We start from the raw sequence: 22,838 nt of genomic DNA, 5'->3' as shown, positions 1-22,838 counted from the left end.
AATACTAACGCAGGCTTTCGTTAGGTTCAATGCGTTCGTCGAAAAATGTCTATAAGATATTCTGTAATATTAATCACTTTTATTTATAAAGCTGCGTATACGGACTGATATGACATGATTTTTCCCTAATTATGGCTGTAAAATGCTTTTTCTTCTCTTCCTGCAAGGCATCAGGCAGCGGTAAGAGGTTTCAACTTGTTCCGGATAGGGGTAAAAGTTAATATAAAAAAAGCACCTCATTAAATGAGGTGCATCGATGATCTTATCCTGTTATCTTGCGAAGTTGTGTCCGCCGATTCTGGCTACAACCTCGAGGCTGCTCCAGAACGATCCTCTGGTGACGTTCGGATTGTAGAAATAAACGGCGTCATAAACGTTATTTCTCCCGTTCAAGGCATCCTTGGCTGCGCGAAGCGCGCTATCGTTCGGCTTGCTCTTGTCTAGCAGTCCGTTATGGGCTGGCGGGAATTGCTTGCCGGAGTAGATTACATCATGAATGGAATCCGGAAAACGGGAGTCCTTCACCCGGTTCAGAATAACATTCGCAATGGCAAGCTGTCCTTCGTAGGAGTCTCTGCCTGCTTCAATTTGGGAAATCTTCGCAAGCAGCGTTAAATCGCTTTGCGAATAAGAAGAAGCCGGATTATCCAGGAATGAAGGGATAACGACTTTTAATTTTGTTCCGGGCTTTACCTGGTCCTTGCTGTTTAATCCGTTGCGCTTGAGCAAAGTCGCGGCGCTGATGCCGTATTCCTTGCTGATCTCGGCAAGACCGTATTCATCGGTTACGGCTGCACGGTCCACATCGGTAAGCTTTGCCGTATTCGAATCGGTATCCCATGTCAGATCTGCGTGAAGCACGTCAGCCAGCTGGCGGAGAGGCACATACATTCTGCCGTCTTCCATGAACGGTACCGCATCCATCTTGTAACGGTTGTCGTTGAAATATACGACAGGTACGCCATTGCCGAATACAATTTCATCATTATAAGCTGTATCTATTGTAAGTTCTTCATTATTGCTGTCCCAGCTGATCTCGGCGCCAAGCATCGTAGCAATGCGCGCTGCCGGTACATACATTCTGTTCTTTTGTGTAATAATGGAATCTGACAGCTTCGCGTTCTCGCCATTTACCCGAACCGTTGCGCCCGCTTCTGCCGCAGAAACGCTTGCAAGCGGTCCAGCACTAAGCCAGAGAAGCGCTAAAGCCATTACACAAGACATGATCTTCACAGATTTTTGCATGCTATGTATGATCATATATACCTCCTTGAATAAATGTAGGTATAAAGCCCTGAACCATTCATGCTCTGGGTAATTGTACCACATGGAAATATGAAGTTTGGATTAACATTTTCACAGAAAAGCTGAAATACGCTAGAAATTCTTTCATTTTTCTCATAAAAGAGCGATTTGTTTCTCATTTATTATTAATTTATACTGTTAATAAATAGTTGGTCGTGAAGCACACGCCGTTTTGATTTTCGTTTTATCTCCGTGATAAGACGATTTCGAAGCGGCGTTTTTGTTTGTCTTCACGACCCTTTTCAGAAAAGGATGTGATGGTCATCATCAAATTCGAACAAGCTTTTGAGGAATGGATGCAGAGCATGATTCGCGAGGAAAACAACCCACGAAGACGCGAATTGCTGGAAAAAGGACTAGGACACGGCACGATCGAATTTCTGCGTTTAGTCTGGTTCCCGGCAGTCGGCAGCTTCAAACACCTCTACCCGGAGTGGGAGGTGCAAGATTTCCACAACGGTTATCGCTATCTCGATTTAGCTTATATGCCTGGAGGAGACGCAAAAGGCGGCATAGAAATCCAAGGCTACGGGCCTCATGCCCGGGACCTGGATGTGCGGCGGTTTAAGGATCTGTGCTGGCGGCATTGCCTGCTCGCTTTGGACAACTGGCTGTTCCTTCCGGTTGCTTACCTCTCCATCGTTGAGGAACCTAAGCGCTGCCAACAGCTCGTGCTTTCTTTTATAGGCAAGTTCATTGCATCGGATGCTCCGGAGTCGTTGGGCTGTCTTGAAGCAGAGACCATCCGTTACGCCAGAAGACTGCTGCGGCCGTTTGTTCCTTCCGAGCTCGCTGCCCATCTGCGGGTTTCGGACCAATATGCACGCCGGATTCTAGCCAATCTGGTCGACCTCAGACTTCTAATAGTAGCCAGCGGTAAACAGCGGTATCGTACATACGCTTTACGGGTGTGATGATGGTTCGCTCGCTAGTCTGAGTTGCTGGTGCTGCTGGTGCTGCTGGTGCTGCTGTTGTTGCTGTTGTTGCTGTTGTTGCTGTTGTTGCGGCTGTTGTTGCGGCTGTTGTTGCGGCTGTTGTTGCGGCTGTTGTTGCGGCTGTTGTTGCGGCTGTTGTTGCGGCCGTATCGCTATTCGCCCGATTTTCGGTCTTTTGAAATTCTAACGAAACTACAGATCGCTATTTACTGCTTTTGAGCACCAAGTGGTCTCTAATGCGCCAAATAACGTTACCAAGTTTCGTTAGATTTGGCAGACAGCTAAATTGTCACAAATAAGGTTACTACGTTTCGTTAGCGAGTGAAGGACAGCTTGGTGCGGACGGTCAGGCAATGTGGACGGACTGCTTGGCTCGGACGGACTGCTTGGCTCGGACGGACTGCTTGGCTCGGACGGACTGCTTGGCTCGGACGGACTGCTTGGCTCGGACGGACTGCTTGGCTCGGACGGACTGCTTGGCTCGGACGGACTGCTTGGCTCGGACGGACTGCTTGGCTCGGACGGACTGCTTGGCTCGGACGGACTGCTTGGCTCGGACGGACTGCTTGGCTCGGACGGACTGCTTGGCTCGGACGGACTGCTTGGCTCGGACGGACTGCTTGGCTCGGACGGACTGCTTGGCTCGGAAATAACAAAGACCTCCGGGAACCCCGGAGGTCTTTGTCTGGATCAGGTTACTTTTTCACCGGCAAGCCGTTGGCGTCGCGGATCAGCGAGAAGTATTGGTCGGCGAGGACCACTTGGTACTCAGGACCAAGCTCGGCTGTAACGTTCGCCAGATCGGTTGGCGTCATGCCCCATGCCAGGATGCCGAGGGATACGAAGAGAGGCGATTTGCCGTCCCATTTCGCTTTGGCGTCCGCGAGAGCTTTTTTCGTATCGTTTACGGAGCCTACGCCTTGAATGTTGGACGTTGGAACACCGTCAACAATGTCTACCTTGGTGAAGTTATCCCAGCCGATGAACAGGCCAGGCACTTCATATTGATCGCGGTATGCCGCATTGTTCGCTTTGCTGAGCGGCAGGTTTTCGCCATTCAGACGGTTAAGCACATACGGAATGTTCATGCCGGTTTTCTTCAGGTAGTCTTTCGTGTTTTTCAGATAATCGGTAAGAGCCTTCTCCGGCCAAGCTGCCGGATAGAAGTAACCCGCTCCGGAAGGACCCGCGATAATCTGGTCGTTAGCCGTTGCCGTGCCATAGAAGTAATTCAGCATGGCAGGAGCGGCATCGTAGAGCAGCGGGCTGGAAGTCCAGTTGATCGGCACCTGGCCGCGTTTTGGATCATCCCACAAATTCCGCAGTCTATGCTGGTTATATTGCAGGTTGTCGCCTTCGCTGAAGGTATACGTTACGTAAATTTTGTTATCCAGCTTCACCGGCTTCGGAGCTTTAGGCTTCGAGAATTCCGGCTTCGTGCCGGAGAACACGGTCATATTGCTGAACCAGTCCGCCGCAAGCACGTATACGCCATGATTCGAAGCAACCTCTACGCCGCTAAACTCGCCTTGGAAATCGTTGCTGAACCATCCGAGGTACGGCGTTCCCGGCTTCACATCGGACAGGATTTTCTCGAACAGCTCCTTCTCCGCCGGATCATTGGAATCCAGCCAGAAGACCATCGCTTTGTTCGCTACCGCGTAATCGCGCAGGTAACCGTATGGCTCCTTCGTCAGGGAAGAGAACGGCTGGTCATTGGTCGCGCTCACCTTGTACTCATTCCACATCTCAACCGACATGGTTAGAGCCTTCGTGCCCGCAGGCGGCGTGAACTTGTAAGTGAAGTAGTTGCCGCCGTCCGCAAAGCGGTGGCCGCCGCTGCCCGAAGATACCTGGGAGCTCTGCGGGTCGTACAGGAAAGGCTTCTCTGCATCCGTACCCGGCAGGAAGTGCGCAACCTCTACGCCGTCAGCCTTCACCGTAATCTCGTGAACGGCCGATCCCCAGCCGTCCTGGGTGAAAGCATCCCCGAACTTCACGTACACATCAGGTTTTGCCAAAAACGAAGACAAGTCCAGATCGTATACTTGACGGTTTTTGGCATCGCGCTCTTCCGTCTTCTCCTGCGCTACAACCTTGTACGTATCAGGCTGATTCGCAGGCGGACGAGCGGATACTTCCGGACTCAAGCCAACCAGCATCCGGTGGCTTGTTTCCTTCCACAAATTCTCGTACTCCCATGTATAAGCATCTACGCGGTCTTTGAATTTGCCTTGAAGATCCTCGATTACTTTGAAATTATACGGTGCGGCTTGCAGCTTTGCGCCCAGCTCCGGGCTTACGGCCACGCCGTCGCGAAGTCCGGCAAGCGTTGTAGCCACGTTAACGGAATCCGGTACGTTAGGATCGTAGATAATGATACCCTTTACTTCTTTTTGGAACTTTTTCAAAAGGTCGAAATAATCGTCGCGCACTTTATAGTCGACGTCCAGATCATTCAGCCATTTATACTTGCCTTCTTCCTTGCTTTCCAGCAGGTAGATACGGGGCTCCTTACGGTTGACGATCCCCTGCAGGGTAGACAGCATAAGCTTCACGTCGCCCGGAGCGTCATAAATGTCCGCAACCTCCAGCTGCTTAGGCTGCTTGAAGGTCGGAAGCTGTTGTTTATCCGGCCATGAAATGGTGGATCCTTGTGCCGCCGGCTGCGGATCGGCATACGATCCTGCCGCCGTGAAAGACAGCGTACTGACAATGGCTAGACTGATTGCCGTTAACTTTCGAATCATGTTCTCACACCTCTTATGGTTTAATTAGTGATGCTGCAAGTTCGAAAACGAAACGCTGGCTTCCCACCTCCTAGCGGTGCATCATAGCTGTGGCTCACACACAAGACATATTATATATATTGTATATGTCATTTCAATAACTTCGACAAAAATTACCAAATAAATAGTGCTTTACGTCCGCTTTAGGGTCTTAAGAAGGAGACCGACAATTCCTTTAAATGACAAAAAAAGACTTCCGGAAATCCGGAAGTCTTAATCGGTTAGATCTATTTGTTCTCCTTGATTACCTGTTCAGTCAATTTTGTAATAGCTGCTTCATCTAATTTGTTATACTCCAACGTTATTGAACCTTCCCCGCCGTTAAATACCAGTAAGGTTCGTTCGCCTGCAGCTGCTCTCCGAACTTGCTCGCCGCCTATTATCGTTTCCTGACTATTGTCCAGATCAGACTTAAAATTACTATAAGTTACCGTAATGAACGTTTCACCTTGATAAGGTCCATATAGGATGTCCCTATCCTTATTTGCTTTCTGTTCGTCTGCCGGCTTAATCAGCTTACCTTTATGATTGGTGTAAGCAACAAGAACCTCTTGCTTGTCTCCGATGGCCTTTCCCCGCTCATCCTTTGGCGGACCGACGAGTTGCACATAATTAACTTCATATCCGTCTAGTTTCGGAATTTTAAAAGAGAGATTGGATTGCTCAATCTTCTCCTGGGCTTTGGCAAGCCCATCATTGGAGCTCTGACATCCGGTAAGTAACAGCAAGCACACGCAGAAGAGCATACCTAGCTTTTTCATATAAATCACCCCGTAGTTACTTATTAAATAGTGACCCTCCCTATTCCTCCTTCTAGCAACAAAACAAGAGACTTCCGGTTAACCGGAAGCCTCTCAGCTCAATCTTCTATTGCCGCCTTGCGGCTGTTAATACGGCGGATCAGCCCGGGGTCAAACTTCGCCCGTCTGTCGTACGTGTAAAGGCCGTTTACTTCCTGCTCCACATCATACAGCTGCGTATAGCAGAAGCCGAACATCATCGGATGATCGAGCAGCGTATCCGTTAATCCCGCATAGCGGGCAAGGAAGTCCTCCTCCGATACCGGACGGTCGCCATAGCCCCACGACTTCTCGTCCTTCTGGTCCGGATTCCACCAGATTCCGCCGTATTCGCTGACGAAATAAGGCTGGCCTTCATACTGCTGCCTCTTGGGAAACGTATTAAATACCTCGCCGCCTTTCTTCATCGGCTCGTATCTCGCCCGGAACGTCTCCGGATTCTGATCGTAATCGTGAACGTCGAATATATCCGTGACGACATGGAAGTTACCGCTCGTATCAATAACTGGACGCGTCGGGTCCATACGCTTCGTCATCTCATAGACGATGCGGAGCACCTCGTTATTTTGCTTGGTCCCGTCCTTATCCCAAGTCTCGTTAAACGGACACCAGCCAATAAGCGCGGGATGGTTGAAATCGCGTTCCATTCCTTCCAGCCATTCCGGCAAAAAGCCGGCGAGCCCCTCTGAAGTCGTAATGTCCAATCCCCAGTTGGCATGCTCGCCCCATACGAGGTAGCCAAGCTTATCCGCCCAGTACAGGAAACGGGGCTCGAATATTTTCTCATGCAGCCTGGCGCCGTTAAAACCAAGTCCCATCGAGATCTCGATATCCTTGCGGAGATCTTCGTCGCTTGGAGCCGTATAGACACCGTCCGGGTAAAAGCCCTGATCCAGCACAAGCCGCTGGAATACAGATTTGCCGTTAATGCGGAAAGCCATTCCGTCCAGCTTCACCGAGCGAAGCCCGAAATAAGACTGGACCGTATCAAGAATCTGCCCGTCCCGAACCAGACTGATCTCCAGATCGTACAATTCCGGACTGCCCGGCTGCCAAAGGTGAACCTCCGTCAACGGCAAAGTCAGCTTCGCCGACGGACCGGTTACTGCAATCGCCGCTTCGCCCGCCGCATCGCCTTCATGCAACGCTTTTACAGCCAGCTTGGTACCGGACTTAACCCCGCTTCCGCCAAGCTGCAGCTCCAGGTGCGCGCATGCGTTGTCCGGGTCCGGGACAAGCTTCATACCTGCCAAATAGGCCACCGGCACCCGCTCCAGCCATACCGTCTGCCAGATTCCCGTTGTTCGGGTATAGTCGCAGCCTGAAGAGTAATACCCTCCGCATTGCTTGCCCCGCGGCTGGCGTCCCGAACGCTGCTCGTCTACCGCGTATACGGTAATCACATTGCTCCCCGCCGCGACCGCGGAAGTAATGTCAAAGCTGAAGGAGGAATAACCGCCGCGGTGCTTGCCCGCTGCCGTACCGTTCACCCATACCTCCGCCTCGTAATCCACGGCGCCAAAGTGAAGCAGCACTCGCCCGTCTTCTGCCCAATCATCCGGAAGATTAATTTCTCTTTTGTACCAGACCGCTGCCATAAAATCCTTGTATTCCACGCCCGAGAGCTTGCTCTCCGGGCAGAACGGCACGGTAATCGTACCGGACAGCTCAAGACCGGGCTCCTGGAAGCCGCGCTCCTTGCCGCTTTTGCCATGGTCAATCTCGAACTGCCATTGCCCGTTCAGGTTGATCCAATCAGGCCGAACCCACTGAGGACGCGGATATTCGGGGCGGGGAATCGTAAGTTTCATAAGTTAGCAAGCTCCTTTGCATTTAGCCTTTAATTGAACCGACATAGACGCCTTTTACGAAATATTTCTGCAGGAATGGATACACCATCAGAATCGGCAGCGTGGAAAATACGATTGTGCAATACTTCACCAATTCCCGGAATGCGGTCGCGCTGGATGCGCTGTCGATCACAACGCCGCCGGCGCTGCCCTGAGTCGTAGCCGTGGAATCGTTCGCGACCAGAATTTCCTTAAGCAGCAGCTGCAGTGGGAACTGGTCGCGGTCCTTCAGCAGCACCATCGCGTTAAACCAGGAGTTCCAATTGCCTACGAGATAATAAAGGAAAATAACGGCGAGCGTCGCCTTGGACAGCGGCAGAATAACGTTTACGAGCAGCTTCAGCTGGCTTGCGCCGTCGATAATCGCCGCTTCCTCGAGCTCGGTCGGAATCGACTGGAAGCCGGTACGGAGCACGATCATATTCCACGTATTCAGCGCCGTAGGCAGAATCATGGCCCACAGATTGTTGTACAGCCCGATATCCTTCATTAATAAGAACCACGGAATCAAACCGCCGCCAAAAAACATCGTCACGGTAATAATGATCATGATATATTTCTTGAAGTATAAATCGCGTCTGGACAGCACGAAAGCGCCCATAATCGTCATGAGCATATTCACCAGCGTTCCAAGCCCTACATACAAGATTGTATTCTTGTAGCCGACCAATAGACTGTTATCCTTAAAAATCAGCTTGTAGCCGTCAATCGTAAGGCCAAGCGGCTTAAGCAAAACGCCTTTATGCGCAACCAGTCTCGCCGGATCGCTGACGGAAGCGAAGATGATATGGACGATCGGATACAGGCAGCACAATGTTAAAACCGTGAGCAGGACATAGATCATGACATCAAATGCTCTGCTGCTGATCGAATGATATTTCATCGTAAAGGCCTCCCCCTTTCTACCATAAGCTCACTTCGGATTTGCGGCTTGCTATTTTGTTCGTTACCCAGAGCAGGGCAAAATTGACTAACGAGCTGATAAGACCTACGGCCGTCGAATAGCTCAAGCTCGCTTCGCGCAAGCCTCTCCGGTAGACATAGGAAGCAATAACATCGGCTCTATCGTAGGTAAGCGGATTGTAGAGAAGGATAATCTTCTCATAGCTGGATGCCATAATGCCGCCTACGGCAAAGATAAACAGAATGATAATGACCGGGCTGATCTGCGGCAGCGTAATATGCCACATTTTCTTCAGCCGGCCGATTCCGTCCATATCCGCCGCTTCGTACAGCGTCGAGTCGATCGAGCTCATGGCGGCGAGATAAATAATGCTGGACCACCCGATCGTCTGCCAGATGTCGGAGAACGTATAGATCGGCCTAAAAAATTGGGAATACCCGAGCAAAGAGGTATATTCCTTGCCCGTGATCAGCTGAAGCAGCTGGGTAATAACCCCTTCATCCGCCGTGAAAATATGAATCATCCCGCAGACGACAACCAGGGAGATAAAATGCGGCATGTAAGTGATCGTCTGTACCAGCTTCTTGAATTTGCCGTCGCGGATTTCGTTGAGCAATAACGCCAGAATAATCGGAGCGGTAAAGCCAAAAGCAAGTCCCCATACGTTCAGAAGCAGCGTATTTTTAACGACCCGCCAGAAATACGGACCCTCGAAGAAATCGATAAAATGCTTCAAGCCTACCCAATCGCTGTTCGAGAAGCCCAGCAGAGGCTTAAAGTCTTTGAACGCGATCAGCAGCCCCCACATCGGCCCATAGCAGAAAATAACAAACCATGCGATGACAGGTACCGCCAATAAATAGACAAACCAGTTTTTTCTAACGTCCTTTTTGATGATTTGACCCGTTCTCATGCATCCACCGCCTTATTTCCCAGGTAGGGCATCGCCGCCTGCCGATTAAGCAGACAGCCATGCCCGTTTCTCTCCTGTATGAACCTGAGCTTGAAATTACCGTGCGTTATACCGGTCAAGCGCAGCCTGATGGATGCTCAGGAACTCGTCAAGCCCCATCTTTTTCGCTTCGCTCAGGAATTTGTCGTAGGCATCAACCGGCAGCTGGCCCTTAATGATTTTGGCAAAATATTCATTGCGCAGCGTCGACAGCTGGTTGCCAAGCTCCGCCTCGCGGGAGGCTTCTTCCGTCGTGAACGTAATCGGAGGCATCGCTACGCTTGTGTCCATATTTTCCGTCCAGGTTTTCCGGATGTCGCCCGAGTAGCTGCCTTCCGCTACGATAAGCGGGTTGGAGTTATGCTCGTCGCGGATATCCGGCCAAGAGTGCATGCGGTATTTCACAAGGGTTGTCGCCACCGGCTGACCGTCCGGATCTTTGTAAATGTAGCTGTCCGGCTGGAAGTAAGGCTTGCCTGTCTCGTCAACCAGATGCACCTTGCCGTATTCGCCGTAGTTCAGAATTTCCCAGCCCTTCTTGCTGTAAGCAAAATCAAGCCATCTCATAGCCGCTTCCACGTCATCGGCCTGCGTTGTAATTGCTGCGGAACGGCCTGTTCTTTTGAAGTTCTTGTAAGTGGTAGCCGCCTTGTCGCCGGCATTCAGAACCGGGTTCAACGCGCCTACGAAGTCAATATTGTTCTGCTGCTTCCAGTAGCTCCACATCGTATCCGGAGAATCCATCATAACGGCTGTTTTATCCGAAATGGCGCTTGCCATCCGCTGATTGAAGTCCGCCGTCGCCCAGTCCTTGTTCAGCAGTCCCTCTTTGTTCCATTGCTGCATCGTAGCGAGGTAATCCTTCGCTTTAGGCTGCGCTGGCCCCCATTGCACCTTGCCGTCCGCATCCATAAACGTCCAGTCCCATACGCCGTAAGCACCGTTAATGATGCCGGTAAAGATCTGGCCGTAAGTGGAACCGTAGTTGAGCGGCTCGCTGTAGCCGACTTCCTTCGCTTTGGTCAGGAACGTATGCCATTCATCAATCGTATTCGGCACTTCGAGCCCGGTCTTCTCAAGCGCTTCCTTCTTGATCAGCATGCCGAACCACATCCATTCGGAATAAGGAGCGATGCCGTAGAAGCCCAGCAGCTTGCCGCTGTCCGTTACCGTCGTTTTTCTTCTGGTCTCATCGGAGTTGCGCCATTCGCTGTAGTTCGGAGCGTATTTATCCATGTAATCCGTTAGATCCAGATAAGCGCCGTCTTTAACGCCCGCTTCAAGTCCGCCCGGGTAACGTTCCGGCTCGATGATAATGTCCGGCAGCTCGCCCGAAGACATCATCAGCGTAAACGCGTCCGCTTCCTGTCCAACCGGAGGCGTAATGAAATTCACCTTGATGCCGGTTAATTTCTCAACCTGCTTCTGAACCACCTGATTGTTCATATCCGGAATTTGGGAATCGGCTGGCAGCCATACGTCCAGCGTGACATCCTTTTTATAAGGATAAGCGTCATAATGGCTTGGAATTTTCTCGTCGTACAGATCACCGAGATAAGTATCGTTTAATGTGTTGTTGACTTCATCCATTTGCTCTTGGGTTGGGGTTTTATTGCCGCGGATCGTTGGGCTGATATCCGAGAAAGCCGTCGTCTCTGCCGGCGCCTGCGAGCTATCGGTTGTTGCTGCCGGATCCGAGGACTCCTTCGGATCGTTATTGTTGTTGCTGCAGGCGGCCAGAGCGGAACCGGTCAATACGGATACCAGCAACAGGTTAAGCAAACGTTTCTTCATCGTTCCCATATTTATCCCCCTTAATGTCAACGTTTTCATTTTTAAATCATGGAATTAATAGCACTAATCTTATCAAATCCTGCGTATTCAAGAGCTTTCCTTTCGTTTTGCCTCTCAGAAAAACTATTTGGTTACAGAATTAATGTATCAATTGACAAAAAAAAGAGCTGTTCCTTATTCCCCCGATGGCACGTTTAATGCAAACGTATCCCCGTAAGGCACTCCAAAATCAGGCGATCCGTCCGGATGCCAGCCGAACTTCTGAATACGGGTCGCACGATGCTTGGTCTCCACTCCGGGCGCATGCAGCGCATGGAAAACAATCCAATCCTCCTGATCGTCAGGCGACTTGGTAAAGCTGTTATGTCCGGTCGCGTATACCCCGTTCTCCACGCTTTTCTTAAATACCGGCTGCATCTTTTTCGTCCAGGAATCGGCAGCCATCGGATCCGCCGAATCCTCCATGGTCAGCATTCCAAGCGAATAATCCTCAGACCAGGTCGTGCTGGCGGAATAAACAAGAAACACCTTTCCGTTACGCTTCAGCATAACAGGTCCCTCGTTAATCGCCATTCCGCCCTGCTTCTCCCATTCCAGGGTTGGTGCCGTCAGCAAGGTCTGCTCTCCGGTTAAGGTCCACGGATTCGTCATTCGCATGATATAAATGGCTGATCCGTAATCCGGAAAGTGACCATATCCGGCGTACAGGAAGTACAGCTGCTCTCCCATCTCGAGAACGGTTCCGTCCAGACCGGGTACGGGAGTCTGCAACGCGCCCTTCCACGTCCACTCGCCTTCAAGCGGATTCGCCTGCTCATTCTCCAGGACGCAAATCCGGCGGGTATCATCCCCTCCTCCATCGTTAGCGGTGTAGTAGATGTACCATTTGTTATTCAGGAAGTGAATTTCCGGCGCCCACAAATTACTGCTGAACGGGCCTCCGGCCTCAGGTGTCCAAATCGTTTGTTTGCGCCCCCCCGCAAGTCCGGTCAAGCTGGCGGATTGCGTCAGTTCCAGACGGCTTCCCAGCGTACACATGTAGTAGTAATAACCGTCCGTATGCTTATACACCCATGGATCGCCAGCGTTTGCAACAATAGGGTTGCGGAATGTCTTAGCCTTAGTCATCTACTCTCTCCTTTTCTTGCTCCTTCATCATTACGTCTTGCATCTCCTATTATCTAGGAGTCTCCCCTCGGCGAACAATTGCGAAAGCGCTTTATTTTTTATTCAAAAAACGGAATAGCCAAATCGGTTTCGACGGTCGAAAAAGAGTCGGCTTTATCAAATTTGTTATTTCATGTTTTGCTTGCGCCATTCGAACGGGGTTACCCCAACCGCTTTCACGAAGAAATCATAAAATCGGCTGGAGGAGGTAAAGCCGACTTCGGAGGAAATCGATTCGATGGCTTTGTCGGTCTGCCGCAGCAGACGCTTCGCCTCCTCCATCCGCAGGTTAATCATATATTGCTTCGGCGATACGCCAACGATCTCCGTAAACTTCTTGCGCAAATTGCTCTCCGATACGAAATGCTTGGAGGCCAGCTCATGAACCGTAAGCTGACTGTAGAACCTGGCGTGAATTTCCTTCAATACTTCCTGAATAATCGTCTGATCATTTTTGCCGCCGGCTGTTTGGGAAGTAAGAGCTTGATACCGCTGAAATAAGACGATTACCGTCTCGAAAGCAATTCGCATTATATTGAAGGAATCCATGCTGCGCGTATCCTTCTTCCATTCCTTCTCCAGCTGGCTAAAGCTGATTTTCGCCCAATCGGTATCCTCTTCATCCAGCTGAATAGGATGAATTCGATTACATTCATATCCGGTTTGAAACAGAAAACGGGATTGGAGCGGAATCCGATCATGGCTGAAATGAACGGATACTCCTCTCCAAGGCTTCGTGCATACAAAGCCGTGATGCAGTCCGGGAGGAATCAGGATCAAGCTGCCCGCGCGCACCTTAATGTTTTGTTCCGGGGAACTGTAATAGCCTTCTCCATCCAGAACCAAAGTCAATTCGTCGTAATCATGAGAATGCGAGATAAAAAGACCGTCTCCCTCTTCCAAATGAAAGGTATGCGGCTTGAAACGGTCGATGCTAATAATAAAGCTTTCATTGCATTGCTCCATCTTCCATCCCCCTTTTCCTTTGCATGCTCTATCTCCTGAAGCTCTATTAGGAAATTATAGCAATAATTTCAAGAGATGCTCAAGGAAAAGGATGTATGGAAGGTGGTCAAATTTATTTTTCCAAAGCTGGTATTTTGACAATTATGGTCGTTCCGCATCCCAACCGGCTAACGATGTCTACTACGCCGTAGCCTTCTCCGAACAGCAGCTTTATTCGGTTATTTATATTCGGCAGACCGATACTTTTCCCGGACCCTCTATCCGAATGCTCCGTATTCAGCTTCTCTCTTAGGCGCTCAAGCTTGTCCTCATCCATTCCTCTTCCCGAATCCGTTACCGCAAAGCATATGTCTCCATTGGCATCGAAGTGGCCGCTCACCTTAAGCTCTCCTTCGGCATCCACTCTCTCAAGCCCGTGGTAAACAGCATTTTCCACAATGGGCTGCAAAATCATTTTTGGTGTTTGCAGGTTCATCAGCTTCTCGTCTATCCGTACTTCCATTGCAAATTTGTTCTCATATCGAATAGAGATAATATTCAAATAAGCCTTAATGCATTCGATTTCCTCGCTGATCCGTACCACTTCATCCTCTTTCACGCTGTAGCGAAAAATCTTGGACATACACGAGGTAATTTGGGCGATTTCCTTGCTGCCGTATTCCAGCCCGATGCCGCTGATGCAATTTAAAGTATTATAGAGAAAATGCGGATTGATCTGGCTTTGCAGAGCAGAAAACTCCGCCTGCTTCTTGCTCAGCTCCGATTCGTATAATCGTGCTTGCGTGCTAATAACATGGCTGGACATATTCTCCATTTTGTCAATCATCCGATTGATATCGTAAGCCAATACCCCGACTTCATTCGTCGATCGGACCTTTACTCTGAAGCCCTCCCGCTTGCCGATTTTCCTCATGTCCGCTACAAGACCCATAACCGGCCGCGTCAAATTGTTTAAAAAGAAATAACCCAGAATAAAGAGACTCAGTATGATTCCGACTCCGGCTATTATGCTGTTATGTTTAATGGGGTTCATGTCCTCCGTCAATTCATGGACCGGGATAATACTGACAATGCTCCAACCGTCTGCTTGTTCCAGACCTTTCTCCTGGACGATAACCTTCTCCCCGTTAATCTCCGTTTTCACTCCGCTTGTTAAGCTGTTCCGGTCCGCCGACAGGATATCCTCGAACAAAACGCCGCGGAAGCCTGCCTGGTTGGAAGCTATCACTTCGTTGCTGCTGTTCAGAACATACAGGGCGGAGTGGGGCGTAAGCTCCGTGTTTTCAATCAGTTCCTGCAGCTTTCCGATATTGACCATAACGGAACAAAAGCCGGTTCTTTGCGAAAAATGAACGCCGCCTATCGATTCGATAATAGGTGTCACATAAAAGAAATATTTATTGCCTGATTTGCCGTCTTTCAACAAATCCGTAAACCTTCCTTCTTTTAAGGCTTCGCTGTCGTTTTTGTACTTAGCGATAAACGCGTTATACTGATTCAGGAAAAAGATATCGCCGGTTATCGAATCGACGCTGTAAACCTTTCTGCCTTGATTATCGTTAATGACAATGCCGCTTACATAGGAATTGAAGGATCTCATGTACTCCATTAAGTCGATGACGTAATTGCCGATGTCGATATCTCTCGTGTAATCGTTATCCGCCGTAGTAAATTCCTGAATTTTTCTATTATCTACAGCAGTATTCGTGCTGATCTTTATATCGTTAAAAACCGAATCGATCTTTTGGCGCGTCTGCTCAATGATTTTATTGCCGTAATTGGCAGCCCTTGTCTGGGTCAGATTATAAAAGCTGAAATAGAAATAAGCCTCCATAAAGGTAAAGATGATGACCGTAAACAACACGATAAGGAAGATTTGATGTTTAAGCTTCAGTCTGCTGATCTTCAAGCTGCCCACTCCGATACGTTAATTTAAAAATCAGCATTTTCTGTATTTTGCAGGGGTTATTCCGCATTGCTTCTTGAATACTTTATTGAAATAATAATAATCCATGATCCCGACCTTTAATGCTACTTCCTCAACGGACATTTCCGTATGCTTCAACAGCTCGCAGGCTTTGTTTATCCTGAGTTCCGTGACGTATTCCGAGAAGGTTTTCCCCAAGTTTTTCTTGAACAGCTGGCAGCAATAGACCTGATTAAGGAAAAACTTTGAAGATAAATCCTTTAGATACAGCTTGGTTGAATAGTGATTATCGATATATTTCACCATCTGGGCGAAATAGGAGCCGATATCGCCTTCGCTGACGCATTGACGGTTCAACTGCCTGATATAGAGAAGGACATCATACAAAAAACCGCATAAGGACTCAAAGTTCTCGAAGCGCTCCTTGAGCTCTGAATAATTCAGGAAGCCAAGCTCCATGTCTTTCAGTTCCTCGTAAAAGGAAGCCAATAATACGCCGACCACCTGATTCCATAAATATACTACCTCCCCCATGCCCGCGTTATTTTTGCTGAAGTCGTTTTTGAGCCTCCCCATGGTATCTTCCAAAGCTTCGAATTGTTTCTCCTGAATAATGACGGAAATGCTATCTATAAAAGGCTTGACTGTATTCAGCTTTTGCTCGAATTCGAATAAACCCTTTTCATCCTCATTTAAAAAGACCTTTGAGGCCGCCAGGTCGGATTCCTTGATCAGCTTGGCAAGATCCTTGTAATGATTCGAGATGCTGCTGATTCCCGCAGCTTTAATATCTGTTCCCGCCAAACTCGCCAAATCAAGTCCCTTCAAATCCGCCAATTGGCTGCTTTTTAGTATATATAACGTTTTCCTTGATCCCAGCTCGATCTCCAAGGCATGCTTGACATCAAACCTCTTTTTGCCGCCGATTTGTTCACGATTCGAATAAAGAATAAGCGCACGATAATAGTCATCCTTAGAAGAAGGATCAAAAAAAGGAGTTAAACGGCTCAATTCATGTTTGTCCGCCGACATTAACGCTTCCAGGATAAGGCTATTACGGTGACCTCTTTTGTTAGCGAAATGGACCGCCAGCTTATTAATTAAGGTTTCCGCCAACTCGATATCGATAGGCTTCAAGAAATAATCCAGCGCCCCGTATCTTATTGCCTCCTGCGCATAGGAAAATTCGGCGAAACCGCTTACAACTACAAAGTCGGCATGCTTGCCCTTTTCTCTGGTCATCCTCATGAGCTCTAGCCCGGAAATTTCAGGCATTCTAATGTCCGTAACGATCAGGTCGGGATTTTCATCGCATATAAACTCAAATGCTTTATGAACGCTTGTGAACTGACCGGCTATTTCAAATCCGTGTTTGCCCCAGTCAAAGGCATTCCTTATTCCTTTAATCGCCCATGGCTCATCATCTACAATAATGACACTATACATAAGTACCTCCCGATAGGTTCTTCTCGTCATAATCGTGGGAACTCGGTAACCAGGAACAAATCGCAGCCATTCTCTTTATATGGACAAAGGCCTATGGACCCTAAAGTCCATAGGCTTGTCAGCAAGCCAACCTATTATATCACTTCTTGTTTGCCTGCATCGCTTCGTAAATTTTCACATTCTCCTCCATAACGGCCTTGCCGCCTGCCGCCATGTACTCATCTACAAGCTTATCGTATAAACTGTCGAAGTCCGAAGGCTTGCACACAATCAGCTTATCGGTCATCTGTTTGTTCAAATCCCCAAGCGTCTTGCCGTACTTAATGTTGGCATCATTTGGCGTATCATAGAAGAAGCTGGTGTAACCGTCCGTCGTATTGATTTTGTAGGACTGCTCTGCCGACTCTTCTAATCCGGCATACGAAGCGGAAAGAGCTTTAATATTCTTCTCTTGATCGCCAAGCTCAACGCCGTTTACCACCAAGGTATAGTCGAGGTTTTGAGGGCTCATTTGCATATTGTCTCCGGTCTGCGCAATCACCTGCGGGATTCCGTCTACCGTTTTGTGATTTACGCCTTCCTCCCCGTATTGCAGGAAAAATAACACGTCGGGGTTTGCCATCCAGTTCAAGTACTTAATCGCCAGCTCCGCATTTTTACTGGACTTCGGAATAAACACATTTAAACCATTTTCGTTGTAAATCATTTTTTTGTATTTGCCTTCATCGTTTTTAAACGTATCGATCGGAATAAAATTAGCATCAGGCACATTGGCTTTTAACGGCTCGCTTATATTTTGTCTAAACGCGTAATCCCAGTTAGCGCTGAAAAATCCGACCTTCCCGTTCGTCACGTCCGCGTCCGCCTGCTTTGCCGTTTTGTCCAGCGCAAAATCGGGACTGATCAATCTTTCATTGTACAGCTTGTTGAGGAATTTCAGCGATTCCTTGTTTCCTGGCTTTAACCAGTTCGGAGAGGTTACGAAATCCTCCTCCGACTGTTCGCCCCAGAAGGACTCGGCCAAATTACCGGTGCCGTAATTCATGCCGGTCGCCGCCAATCCCCAAGGAATAACGCCGTCTACGCCTCCGGGATTTTTGTCTCGGAATGCAACAAGAGTATTATATAATTCATCTCTGTTCGTCGGAACCGGCAGCCCTAGTTTGTCCAGCCAATCCTTCCGGATGAAGCTGCCGATCCAAGCCAGCGACGTTCGTTTTGCGGGAATCGCCATCTGCTTCCCGTTAAACTGCCCGTAAGTGAGAACGGTCTCGCCCAGATATTTTTTCAGATCCTGGCCGTACTTCTCAAGCAATTCCTCCAATGGCATAATACCGTTGATCTTGGCGTACCGGGATACGGTTGCGCTGTCATAAGTAAAGGAAATATCCGGAGCCTCGCCCGCTGCCATCATGACGTTAAGCTTATCAATCTCCTGCGATCTCGGAACCGGAACAAATTTTACAACCGCATTGTTTGGCTTGCCGAAATGTTCGTTAATATACCTGGTCCAGGTGTTGTTGTTCAGATCGGGCTGGCCTTGTATCCCTCTGTCAAACACCTCTACCGTAAGTGTAGTCGGCGGGCCTGAAGGGGATTTCGTCTCGGTTGAAGCGGCCGATGATTCGTTCGGCTGATTCTCTTTATTATTGTTATCGCCGCCGCAACCGGCCAATCCGCTGGCTAGCAAAGTAAGAACGGGCAGTAAAACCAACATTTTTTTGTTCATGTTTTTCAACCTCGCTTTTTTATTTTTATCGTCTTTATGGAATCTTAACTGGCCCCAATAATTGTTCACGAAATCCGGCAATTTGGCAACGATCACCACCTTTCCGTACGGCAGCCCACGAGGCTCTGCCTTAACCTTTGATAGCCCCCGTCATTACTCCGTCAACAAAATACTTCTGAAGCTTAGGGTAAACGAGCAATATCGGTACGGTAGCAAACATGACGCTTGCAGCCTTCAAGGATTCCGGAACGATAAACGCTCCCATGCTTCCTTCGCCTTGCTGCGCATCCAGCTGCTGATTGGCGGTAATAATCTGATACAGCTTTAATTGCATCGGGTACAGGTTCTTGTCTGTAATATAAAACAGAGCATCCTGGAAGCCGTTCCACCGGTCCACTGCGTAAAAGAGGCTTAAGGTTGCTATAGAAGGCATCGATAACGGAAGAACAACCTTAACCAGAATGCCCCATTCATTACATCCGTCGATCGCTGCCGCTTCCTCCAGGCTTTCCGGAAGAGACGAAAAGAAGGTTTTCAGTATGATCATATTAAAGACGCTCAATGCGCCAGGCAAGATCAAGCTGCTCATCGTGTTCATCATGTCCAGATTTTTCACCAGGATATAGCTCGGAATGAGTCCTCCGCTGAAATACATCGTGAACACCATTGCGGTCAACAAGAAATTTCTACCCATCAGTCTTTTCTTAGTAAGCGGATAAGCGGCGCATATGGTTAAAAACATGCAGCATGCGGTAAACAAAATCGTAAGCACAATGGTATAACCAAGGGTATAAAGCATGTCGTTATCGCTCAGAATCGTTTTATAGGTTTCAAACGTGAGTTCTACCGGCCAAAGCGATACCTTTTGCGAGATAATCGCATTATTCGAGCTTAAGGAAAGCGCTATCATATATAGGAAGGGAACAAGACAAGTTATTGAAACCGCCGTTATGAATAATACAATCAGTAGATCTACGAGATTCGTTTTTGATTTGTTCAACACACTCACGCCCTTTACCAGATTCCGTTCTCGCCGATTTTTTTAGCAACATAATTGGCCGATACGAGAAACAGCAGCCCTACAACCGATTGGAACAATCCGACAGCCGTTGCCTGGGAGAAATCGCCGGATCCAATCCCGATCCGGTAGACATAAGTGCTGATAACATCGGAGTAATCGCTGACAAGAGAATTTCCCATGACGAATGGCCGGTCGAATCCGATCGAGACCATTCTTCCGATCTGCAGAATAAGCAGAATGATGATAGTTGGTTTGATGCCCGGCAAAGTAATATGCCAGATTTTACGAATCCTGCTGCAGCCGTCAATGTCTGCCGCTTCGTACAAATCCTTGTTTATTCCGATCATGGCAGCCAAATAAAGAATGGTCCCCCAACCGGCACTCTGCCATATTCCAACGGCTACATACATGATCAGCCAGTTTGTTTTGTCGGAGAGAAACTCGATTTTGCCAAGACCAAGGCCGGACAAGATCGTATTGGCCATGCCGCCCGACGAGAACATCAGGTACACCATGCCTCCGATAATGACCCAAGATAGAAAATGCGGCAGGTACAGAACGGTTTGCGTCAGTTTTTTGAATCGCGTAAACCTTAGCTCATTTAACAAAATCGCCAGAATAATCGGTGCCGGGAAGCCTGCAACCAAATCCAGAAGATTAAGAACAAGCGTATTTGTTAAAGCCCGGTAAAAGCTGTCCTGCTCAAAAATAAACCGGAACACGTCAAGCCCAACCCATTCGCTTCCGCTAATGCCTTGAAAAATGTTGTAATCCTGGAATGCCATCAATACGCCGTAGATCGGCGCATATCTGAATAACGCGATATACGCCATTGGCAGCAGCAAAAGGGCATATAACAAAAAATCTCTTTTGATATTTTGAACGATTCGGTTTTTTCTCCTTATTTCGACGCGCTGGCTATCTCTGCCTAAAACCGCTTTCAATTTTATCAATCCCTCTTTCCGTATAAGGTGAGCTCATGTAAAAAATTATACCTGCTGGGATTTTTAATAAAATGTAATTTATTAAGTGAGGTTTTGTAATAAATTAAAATAACAAAAAGCACGCCATGAAAAGGCGTGCTTTTTCTCTAAGGTTATAGCCCTAGCGGTTTAACTCTATTCTATGCCTGGTTAAGCTTAATGATCCGCACGTCATAGCCTTTAAGCTCCGTTGCGCCGCCTTGGACGCTGGCTCCCGTAAGCAGATCAACCCCGGTTTGCTCTCCGAGCGCCACCGTTACGGCATCCACATTGTGATTAAGCACAAACAGATAATCCTGGCCGTCTTTAGAGCGGATCGTCGTCTCCACGCCATCCGGCGTGCCGGAGACCAGCGGCTTGATGCCGCGGGAAGCGCATAGCTGAGGCAGCCAGTCCTGCAGGAAGGCTTCTTCCGGGCTGGTCGCCAGGTACCAGGCTTCGCCTTCGCCAAACTTGTTAACCGTTAGGGCAGGCATGCCGCGGTAGAAATCATCCCCGTATACGGCCTTAACTTCGGCGCCTTCCGAATGAATGAGATCGCAGAGCATGCCGCATTCGTATTCCGCCTTCGAACCAAGCGTGTTATCGGACAGAACAATCCGGTTGCGCTGCGAAGGAAGCAGGGCATCAATCTCCTCCGCCCAGATGCCGAATAGGTTACGCAGCTTGCCCGGGTAACCGCCCAGCGTCACCAGATCGGTCTCGTTTACGATACCGCTGAAGTAGGTTGTAATAACCGCGCCGCCGGCAGCCGTATAGGCTTCCAGCTTCTCGGCCACGCCATCCTTCACCATGTACATGACCGGCGCAATAACCAGGTCGTAGCCGCTGAGGTCCACTTCCACGCTGACCACATCGGCCGCAATGCCGGCACGGTATAGCGCATCATAGAATTTATGGGCTTCATTCACGTATTTAAGCGCAATGGACGGACCGCTGGACATTTCAATCGCCCACCAGTTTTCCCAATCGAACAGAATGGCAACCTTTGCTTTCACTCTCGCATCGAGCAAAGCATTTCCCAGCTTCCCAAGCTCTGCGCCAAGCTCCGCGCATTCGCGGAATACGCGGGTATGCTCATGGCCGACATGCTCGATAACCGCGCCGTGATATTTCTCGCATGCCCCGACGGAGCGGCGCAGCTGGAAGAACAGGATCGTATCCGCTCCGCGCGCAACGGCCTGGTAGCTCCACAAGCGCATGACGCCCGGACGCTTAAGCGAGTTGTACGGCTGCCAGTTCTGCTGGCTTGGCGTCTGCTCCATCAGCATAAACGGCTGGCCGTCCTTCAGGCCGCGCATCAGATCATGCATCATGCCGGTATAGCTGTGCGGCGTATCGAAGCTCGGGTAGTTATCCCAGGATACAACGTCCATGTGCTTCGCCCATTTATGATAGTCCAGCTTTTTGAAAGCGCCCATCAGGTTGGTTGTGACCGGAATATCCGGCGTAACCTTCTTGACCGCTTCGTACTCCAGCTTGTAGCACTCGAGCAGGCTGTCCGAATGGAAGCGCATGTAGTCGAGCGACAGACCTTGGAAGTTTGTCTCCGTCCGGCCGTTCGCGCCGTACCATTCCTCGCTGCGTCCGCTTGGCAGAACGATATCCTCAAAGTCGTAGAAAATATGACCCCAGAACGCCGTATTCCAAGCTTTGTTTACTTCTTCAATCGTTCCGTAACGATCCTTCAGCCATACGCGGAATGCCGCTTCGCAATTGTCGCAATAACAGTTGCCCGCGCCGCCGTATTCATTGTTGATATGCCAGATAAGCAGAGCCGGATGATCTTTGTACCGCTCGGCAAGCTTCTCCGCCATACGCACCGAATACTTGCGGAAGGTCGGGCTGTTCGGACAGGAGTTATGGCGCCCGCCAAACTTGCGTTTGTTGCCGTTGAAATCAACCTGCAGCACATCCGGGTATTTACGGGCCATCCACGCGGGATGCGCCGCCGTGCTTGTAGCCAGACAGACGCCAACGCCGTCCGCATGAAGCTTGTCCATCATCTCGTCGAGCCAGCCGAAATCGTAGGTATCCTCGTCAGGCTGGTTTTTTGACCAGGCGAACACGTTAAGCGTCGCCACATCGATTCCGGCAAGCTTGAACATCCTTAAATCCTCGTCCCAGACTTCCTTCTCCCATTGATCCGGATTATAGTCGCCGCCATACCAAATCTTCGGTTTTTTCGTATTTATCATCTTGTCACACCTCTTTGTATATGATAAAACTGCATTATCTCCTTCTATTGTAAGCCTTCTCATTACCTTAAC

18 protein-coding genes are annotated in these 22,838 nt (G+C 49.1%); 3 read left to right on the top strand and 15 right to left on the bottom strand.

Annotated elements, in window-relative coordinates; translation table 11 throughout:
* Nucleotides 1-270 precede the first annotated feature (270 nt).
* A complete protein-coding gene (locus ACR9FF_RS08475) occupies nt 271-1,260 on the bottom strand; it encodes a cell wall hydrolase (RefSeq protein ID WP_435170332.1) in 990 nt (329 codons plus the stop codon).
* Nucleotides 1,261-1,562: 302 nt separating this feature from the next.
* Here ACR9FF_RS08475 and ACR9FF_RS08470 point away from each other — a divergent pair, with 302 nt between their 5' ends.
* From ACR9FF_RS08470 to ACR9FF_RS08460, 3 genes are all read left to right on the top strand, one after another.
* Entirely contained in the window at nt 1,563-2,219 is a 657-nt protein-coding gene (locus ACR9FF_RS08470; protein WP_435170330.1) for a transcriptional regulator, read from the top strand.
* Nucleotides 2,220-2,249: 30 nt separating this feature from the next.
* The gene (locus ACR9FF_RS08465; RefSeq protein WP_435170328.1) at nt 2,250-2,459 is read left to right on the top strand and encodes a hypothetical protein; all 210 of its coding nucleotides are present in this window, start codon (nt 2,250-2,252) and stop codon (nt 2,457-2,459) included.
* Between the two features lie 136 nt (nt 2,460-2,595).
* Nucleotides 2,596-3,030, top strand: coding sequence for a hypothetical protein (locus ACR9FF_RS08460; protein WP_435170326.1), 435 nt, complete (start codon nt 2,596-2,598; stop codon nt 3,028-3,030).
* Here the strand turns inward: ACR9FF_RS08460 and ACR9FF_RS08455 are convergent.
* From ACR9FF_RS08455 to ACR9FF_RS08390, 14 genes are all read right to left on the bottom strand, one after another.
* Nucleotides 2,936-4,990 (bottom strand): GxGYxYP domain-containing protein, encoded by a 2,055-nt coding sequence (locus tag ACR9FF_RS08455; protein WP_435170324.1) that lies wholly within the window; start codon nt 4,988-4,990, stop codon nt 2,936-2,938. The two genes, ACR9FF_RS08460 and ACR9FF_RS08455, sit on opposite strands and share 95 nt — an antisense overlap.
* 266 nt (nt 4,991-5,256) lie before the next feature.
* Complete coding sequence (locus ACR9FF_RS08450) at nt 5,257-5,790, bottom strand: hypothetical protein (protein ID WP_435170322.1); 534 nt, start codon at nt 5,788-5,790, stop codon at nt 5,257-5,259.
* Nucleotides 5,791-5,888: 98 nt separating this feature from the next.
* Entirely contained in the window at nt 5,889-7,640 is a 1,752-nt protein-coding gene (locus ACR9FF_RS08445; RefSeq protein ID WP_435170320.1) for a glycoside hydrolase family 2 protein, read from the bottom strand.
* 22 nt (nt 7,641-7,662) lie between these two features.
* On the bottom strand, nt 7,663-8,562 hold the full coding sequence (locus tag ACR9FF_RS08440; protein ID WP_127496043.1) for a carbohydrate ABC transporter permease: 900 nt from the start codon (nt 8,560-8,562) through the stop codon (nt 7,663-7,665).
* Nucleotides 8,563-8,581: 19 nt separating this feature from the next.
* Nucleotides 8,582-9,496 (bottom strand): ABC transporter permease, encoded by a 915-nt coding sequence (locus ACR9FF_RS08435; RefSeq protein ID WP_127496044.1) that lies wholly within the window; start codon nt 9,494-9,496, stop codon nt 8,582-8,584.
* A 96-nt stretch (nt 9,497-9,592) separates the two neighbouring features.
* Nucleotides 9,593-11,338, bottom strand: coding sequence for an extracellular solute-binding protein (locus ACR9FF_RS08430; protein WP_201004310.1), 1,746 nt, complete (start codon nt 11,336-11,338; stop codon nt 9,593-9,595).
* A 165-nt stretch (nt 11,339-11,503) separates the two neighbouring features.
* The gene (locus ACR9FF_RS08425; protein ID WP_435170317.1) at nt 11,504-12,457 is read right to left on the bottom strand and encodes a glycoside hydrolase family 43 protein; all 954 of its coding nucleotides are present in this window, start codon (nt 12,455-12,457) and stop codon (nt 11,504-11,506) included.
* 165 nt (nt 12,458-12,622) lie between these two features.
* Complete coding sequence (locus ACR9FF_RS08420) at nt 12,623-13,462, bottom strand: AraC family transcriptional regulator (RefSeq protein WP_435170315.1); 840 nt, start codon at nt 13,460-13,462, stop codon at nt 12,623-12,625.
* A gap of 112 nt (nt 13,463-13,574) precedes the next feature.
* Nucleotides 13,575-15,371: a cache domain-containing sensor histidine kinase gene (locus tag ACR9FF_RS08415; RefSeq protein ID WP_435170313.1), complete on the bottom strand. Its 1,797-nt coding sequence runs from the start codon at nt 15,369-15,371 to the stop codon at nt 13,575-13,577.
* A 30-nt stretch (nt 15,372-15,401) separates the two neighbouring features.
* Nucleotides 15,402-16,835 carry a response regulator transcription factor gene (locus tag ACR9FF_RS08410; protein ID WP_435170311.1) on the bottom strand — a complete coding sequence of 478 codons (1,434 nt, stop codon included), beginning with the start codon at nt 16,833-16,835 and terminating at the stop codon, nt 15,402-15,404.
* 139 nt (nt 16,836-16,974) lie between these two features.
* Nucleotides 16,975-18,564, bottom strand: a complete 1,590-nt coding sequence (locus ACR9FF_RS08405; RefSeq protein ID WP_435170309.1) for an extracellular solute-binding protein — start codon at nt 18,562-18,564, stop codon at nt 16,975-16,977.
* Nucleotides 18,565-18,694: 130 nt separating this feature from the next.
* Nucleotides 18,695-19,567, bottom strand: coding sequence for a carbohydrate ABC transporter permease (locus ACR9FF_RS08400; RefSeq protein WP_435170307.1), 873 nt, complete (start codon nt 19,565-19,567; stop codon nt 18,695-18,697).
* 11 nt (nt 19,568-19,578) lie between these two features.
* Nucleotides 19,579-20,529 (bottom strand): ABC transporter permease, encoded by a 951-nt coding sequence (locus ACR9FF_RS08395; protein ID WP_127496051.1) that lies wholly within the window; start codon nt 20,527-20,529, stop codon nt 19,579-19,581.
* 179 nt (nt 20,530-20,708) lie between these two features.
* Nucleotides 20,709-22,766 (bottom strand): beta-galactosidase, encoded by a 2,058-nt coding sequence (locus tag ACR9FF_RS08390; RefSeq protein ID WP_435170305.1) that lies wholly within the window; start codon nt 22,764-22,766, stop codon nt 20,709-20,711.
* Nucleotides 22,767-22,838 lie beyond the last annotated feature (72 nt).

Origin of the sequence: Paenibacillus glycanilyticus (genome assembly GCF_051200795.1) — a bacterium.
In the GTDB taxonomy this organism is placed as follows: Bacteria; Bacillota; Bacilli; order Paenibacillales; family Paenibacillaceae; genus Pristimantibacillus; species Pristimantibacillus glycanilyticus.
This window is presented reverse-complemented; position numbering and strand designations above follow the sequence as displayed.

Bases quoted from the DNA above. Each gene is read 5' to 3' on its own strand.
- ACR9FF_RS08425 (WP_435170317.1), bottom strand. From the start codon at position 12,457: ATGACTAAGGCTAAGACATTCCGCAACCCTATTGTTGCAAACGCTGGC.
- ACR9FF_RS08475 (WP_435170332.1), bottom strand. From the start codon at position 1,260: ATGATCATACATAGCATGCAAAAATCTGTGAAGATCATGTCTTGTGTA.
- ACR9FF_RS08455 (WP_435170324.1), bottom strand. From the start codon at position 4,990: ATGATTCGAAAGTTAACGGCAATCAGTCTAGCCATTGTCAGTACGCTG.
- ACR9FF_RS08445 (WP_435170320.1), bottom strand. From the start codon at position 7,640: ATGAAACTTACGATTCCCCGCCCCGAATATCCGCGTCCTCAGTGGGTT.
- ACR9FF_RS08405 (WP_435170309.1), bottom strand. From the start codon at position 18,564: ATGAACAAAAAAATGTTGGTTTTACTGCCCGTTCTTACTTTGCTAGCC.
- ACR9FF_RS08390 (WP_435170305.1), bottom strand. From the start codon at position 22,766: ATGATAAATACGAAAAAACCGAAGATTTGGTATGGCGGCGACTATAAT.
- ACR9FF_RS08450 (WP_435170322.1), bottom strand. From the start codon at position 5,790: ATGAAAAAGCTAGGTATGCTCTTCTGCGTGTGCTTGCTGTTACTTACC.
- ACR9FF_RS08410 (WP_435170311.1), bottom strand. From the start codon at position 16,835: ATGTATAGTGTCATTATTGTAGATGATGAGCCATGGGCGATTAAAGGA.
- ACR9FF_RS08430 (WP_201004310.1), bottom strand. From the start codon at position 11,338: ATGGGAACGATGAAGAAACGTTTGCTTAACCTGTTGCTGGTATCCGTA.
- ACR9FF_RS08440 (WP_127496043.1), bottom strand. From the start codon at position 8,562: ATGAAATATCATTCGATCAGCAGCAGAGCATTTGATGTCATGATCTAT.
- ACR9FF_RS08420 (WP_435170315.1), bottom strand. From the start codon at position 13,462: ATGGAGCAATGCAATGAAAGCTTTATTATTAGCATCGACCGTTTCAAG.
- ACR9FF_RS08435 (WP_127496044.1), bottom strand. From the start codon at position 9,496: ATGAGAACGGGTCAAATCATCAAAAAGGACGTTAGAAAAAACTGGTTT.
- ACR9FF_RS08470 (WP_435170330.1), top strand. From the start codon at position 1,563: ATGGTCATCATCAAATTCGAACAAGCTTTTGAGGAATGGATGCAGAGC.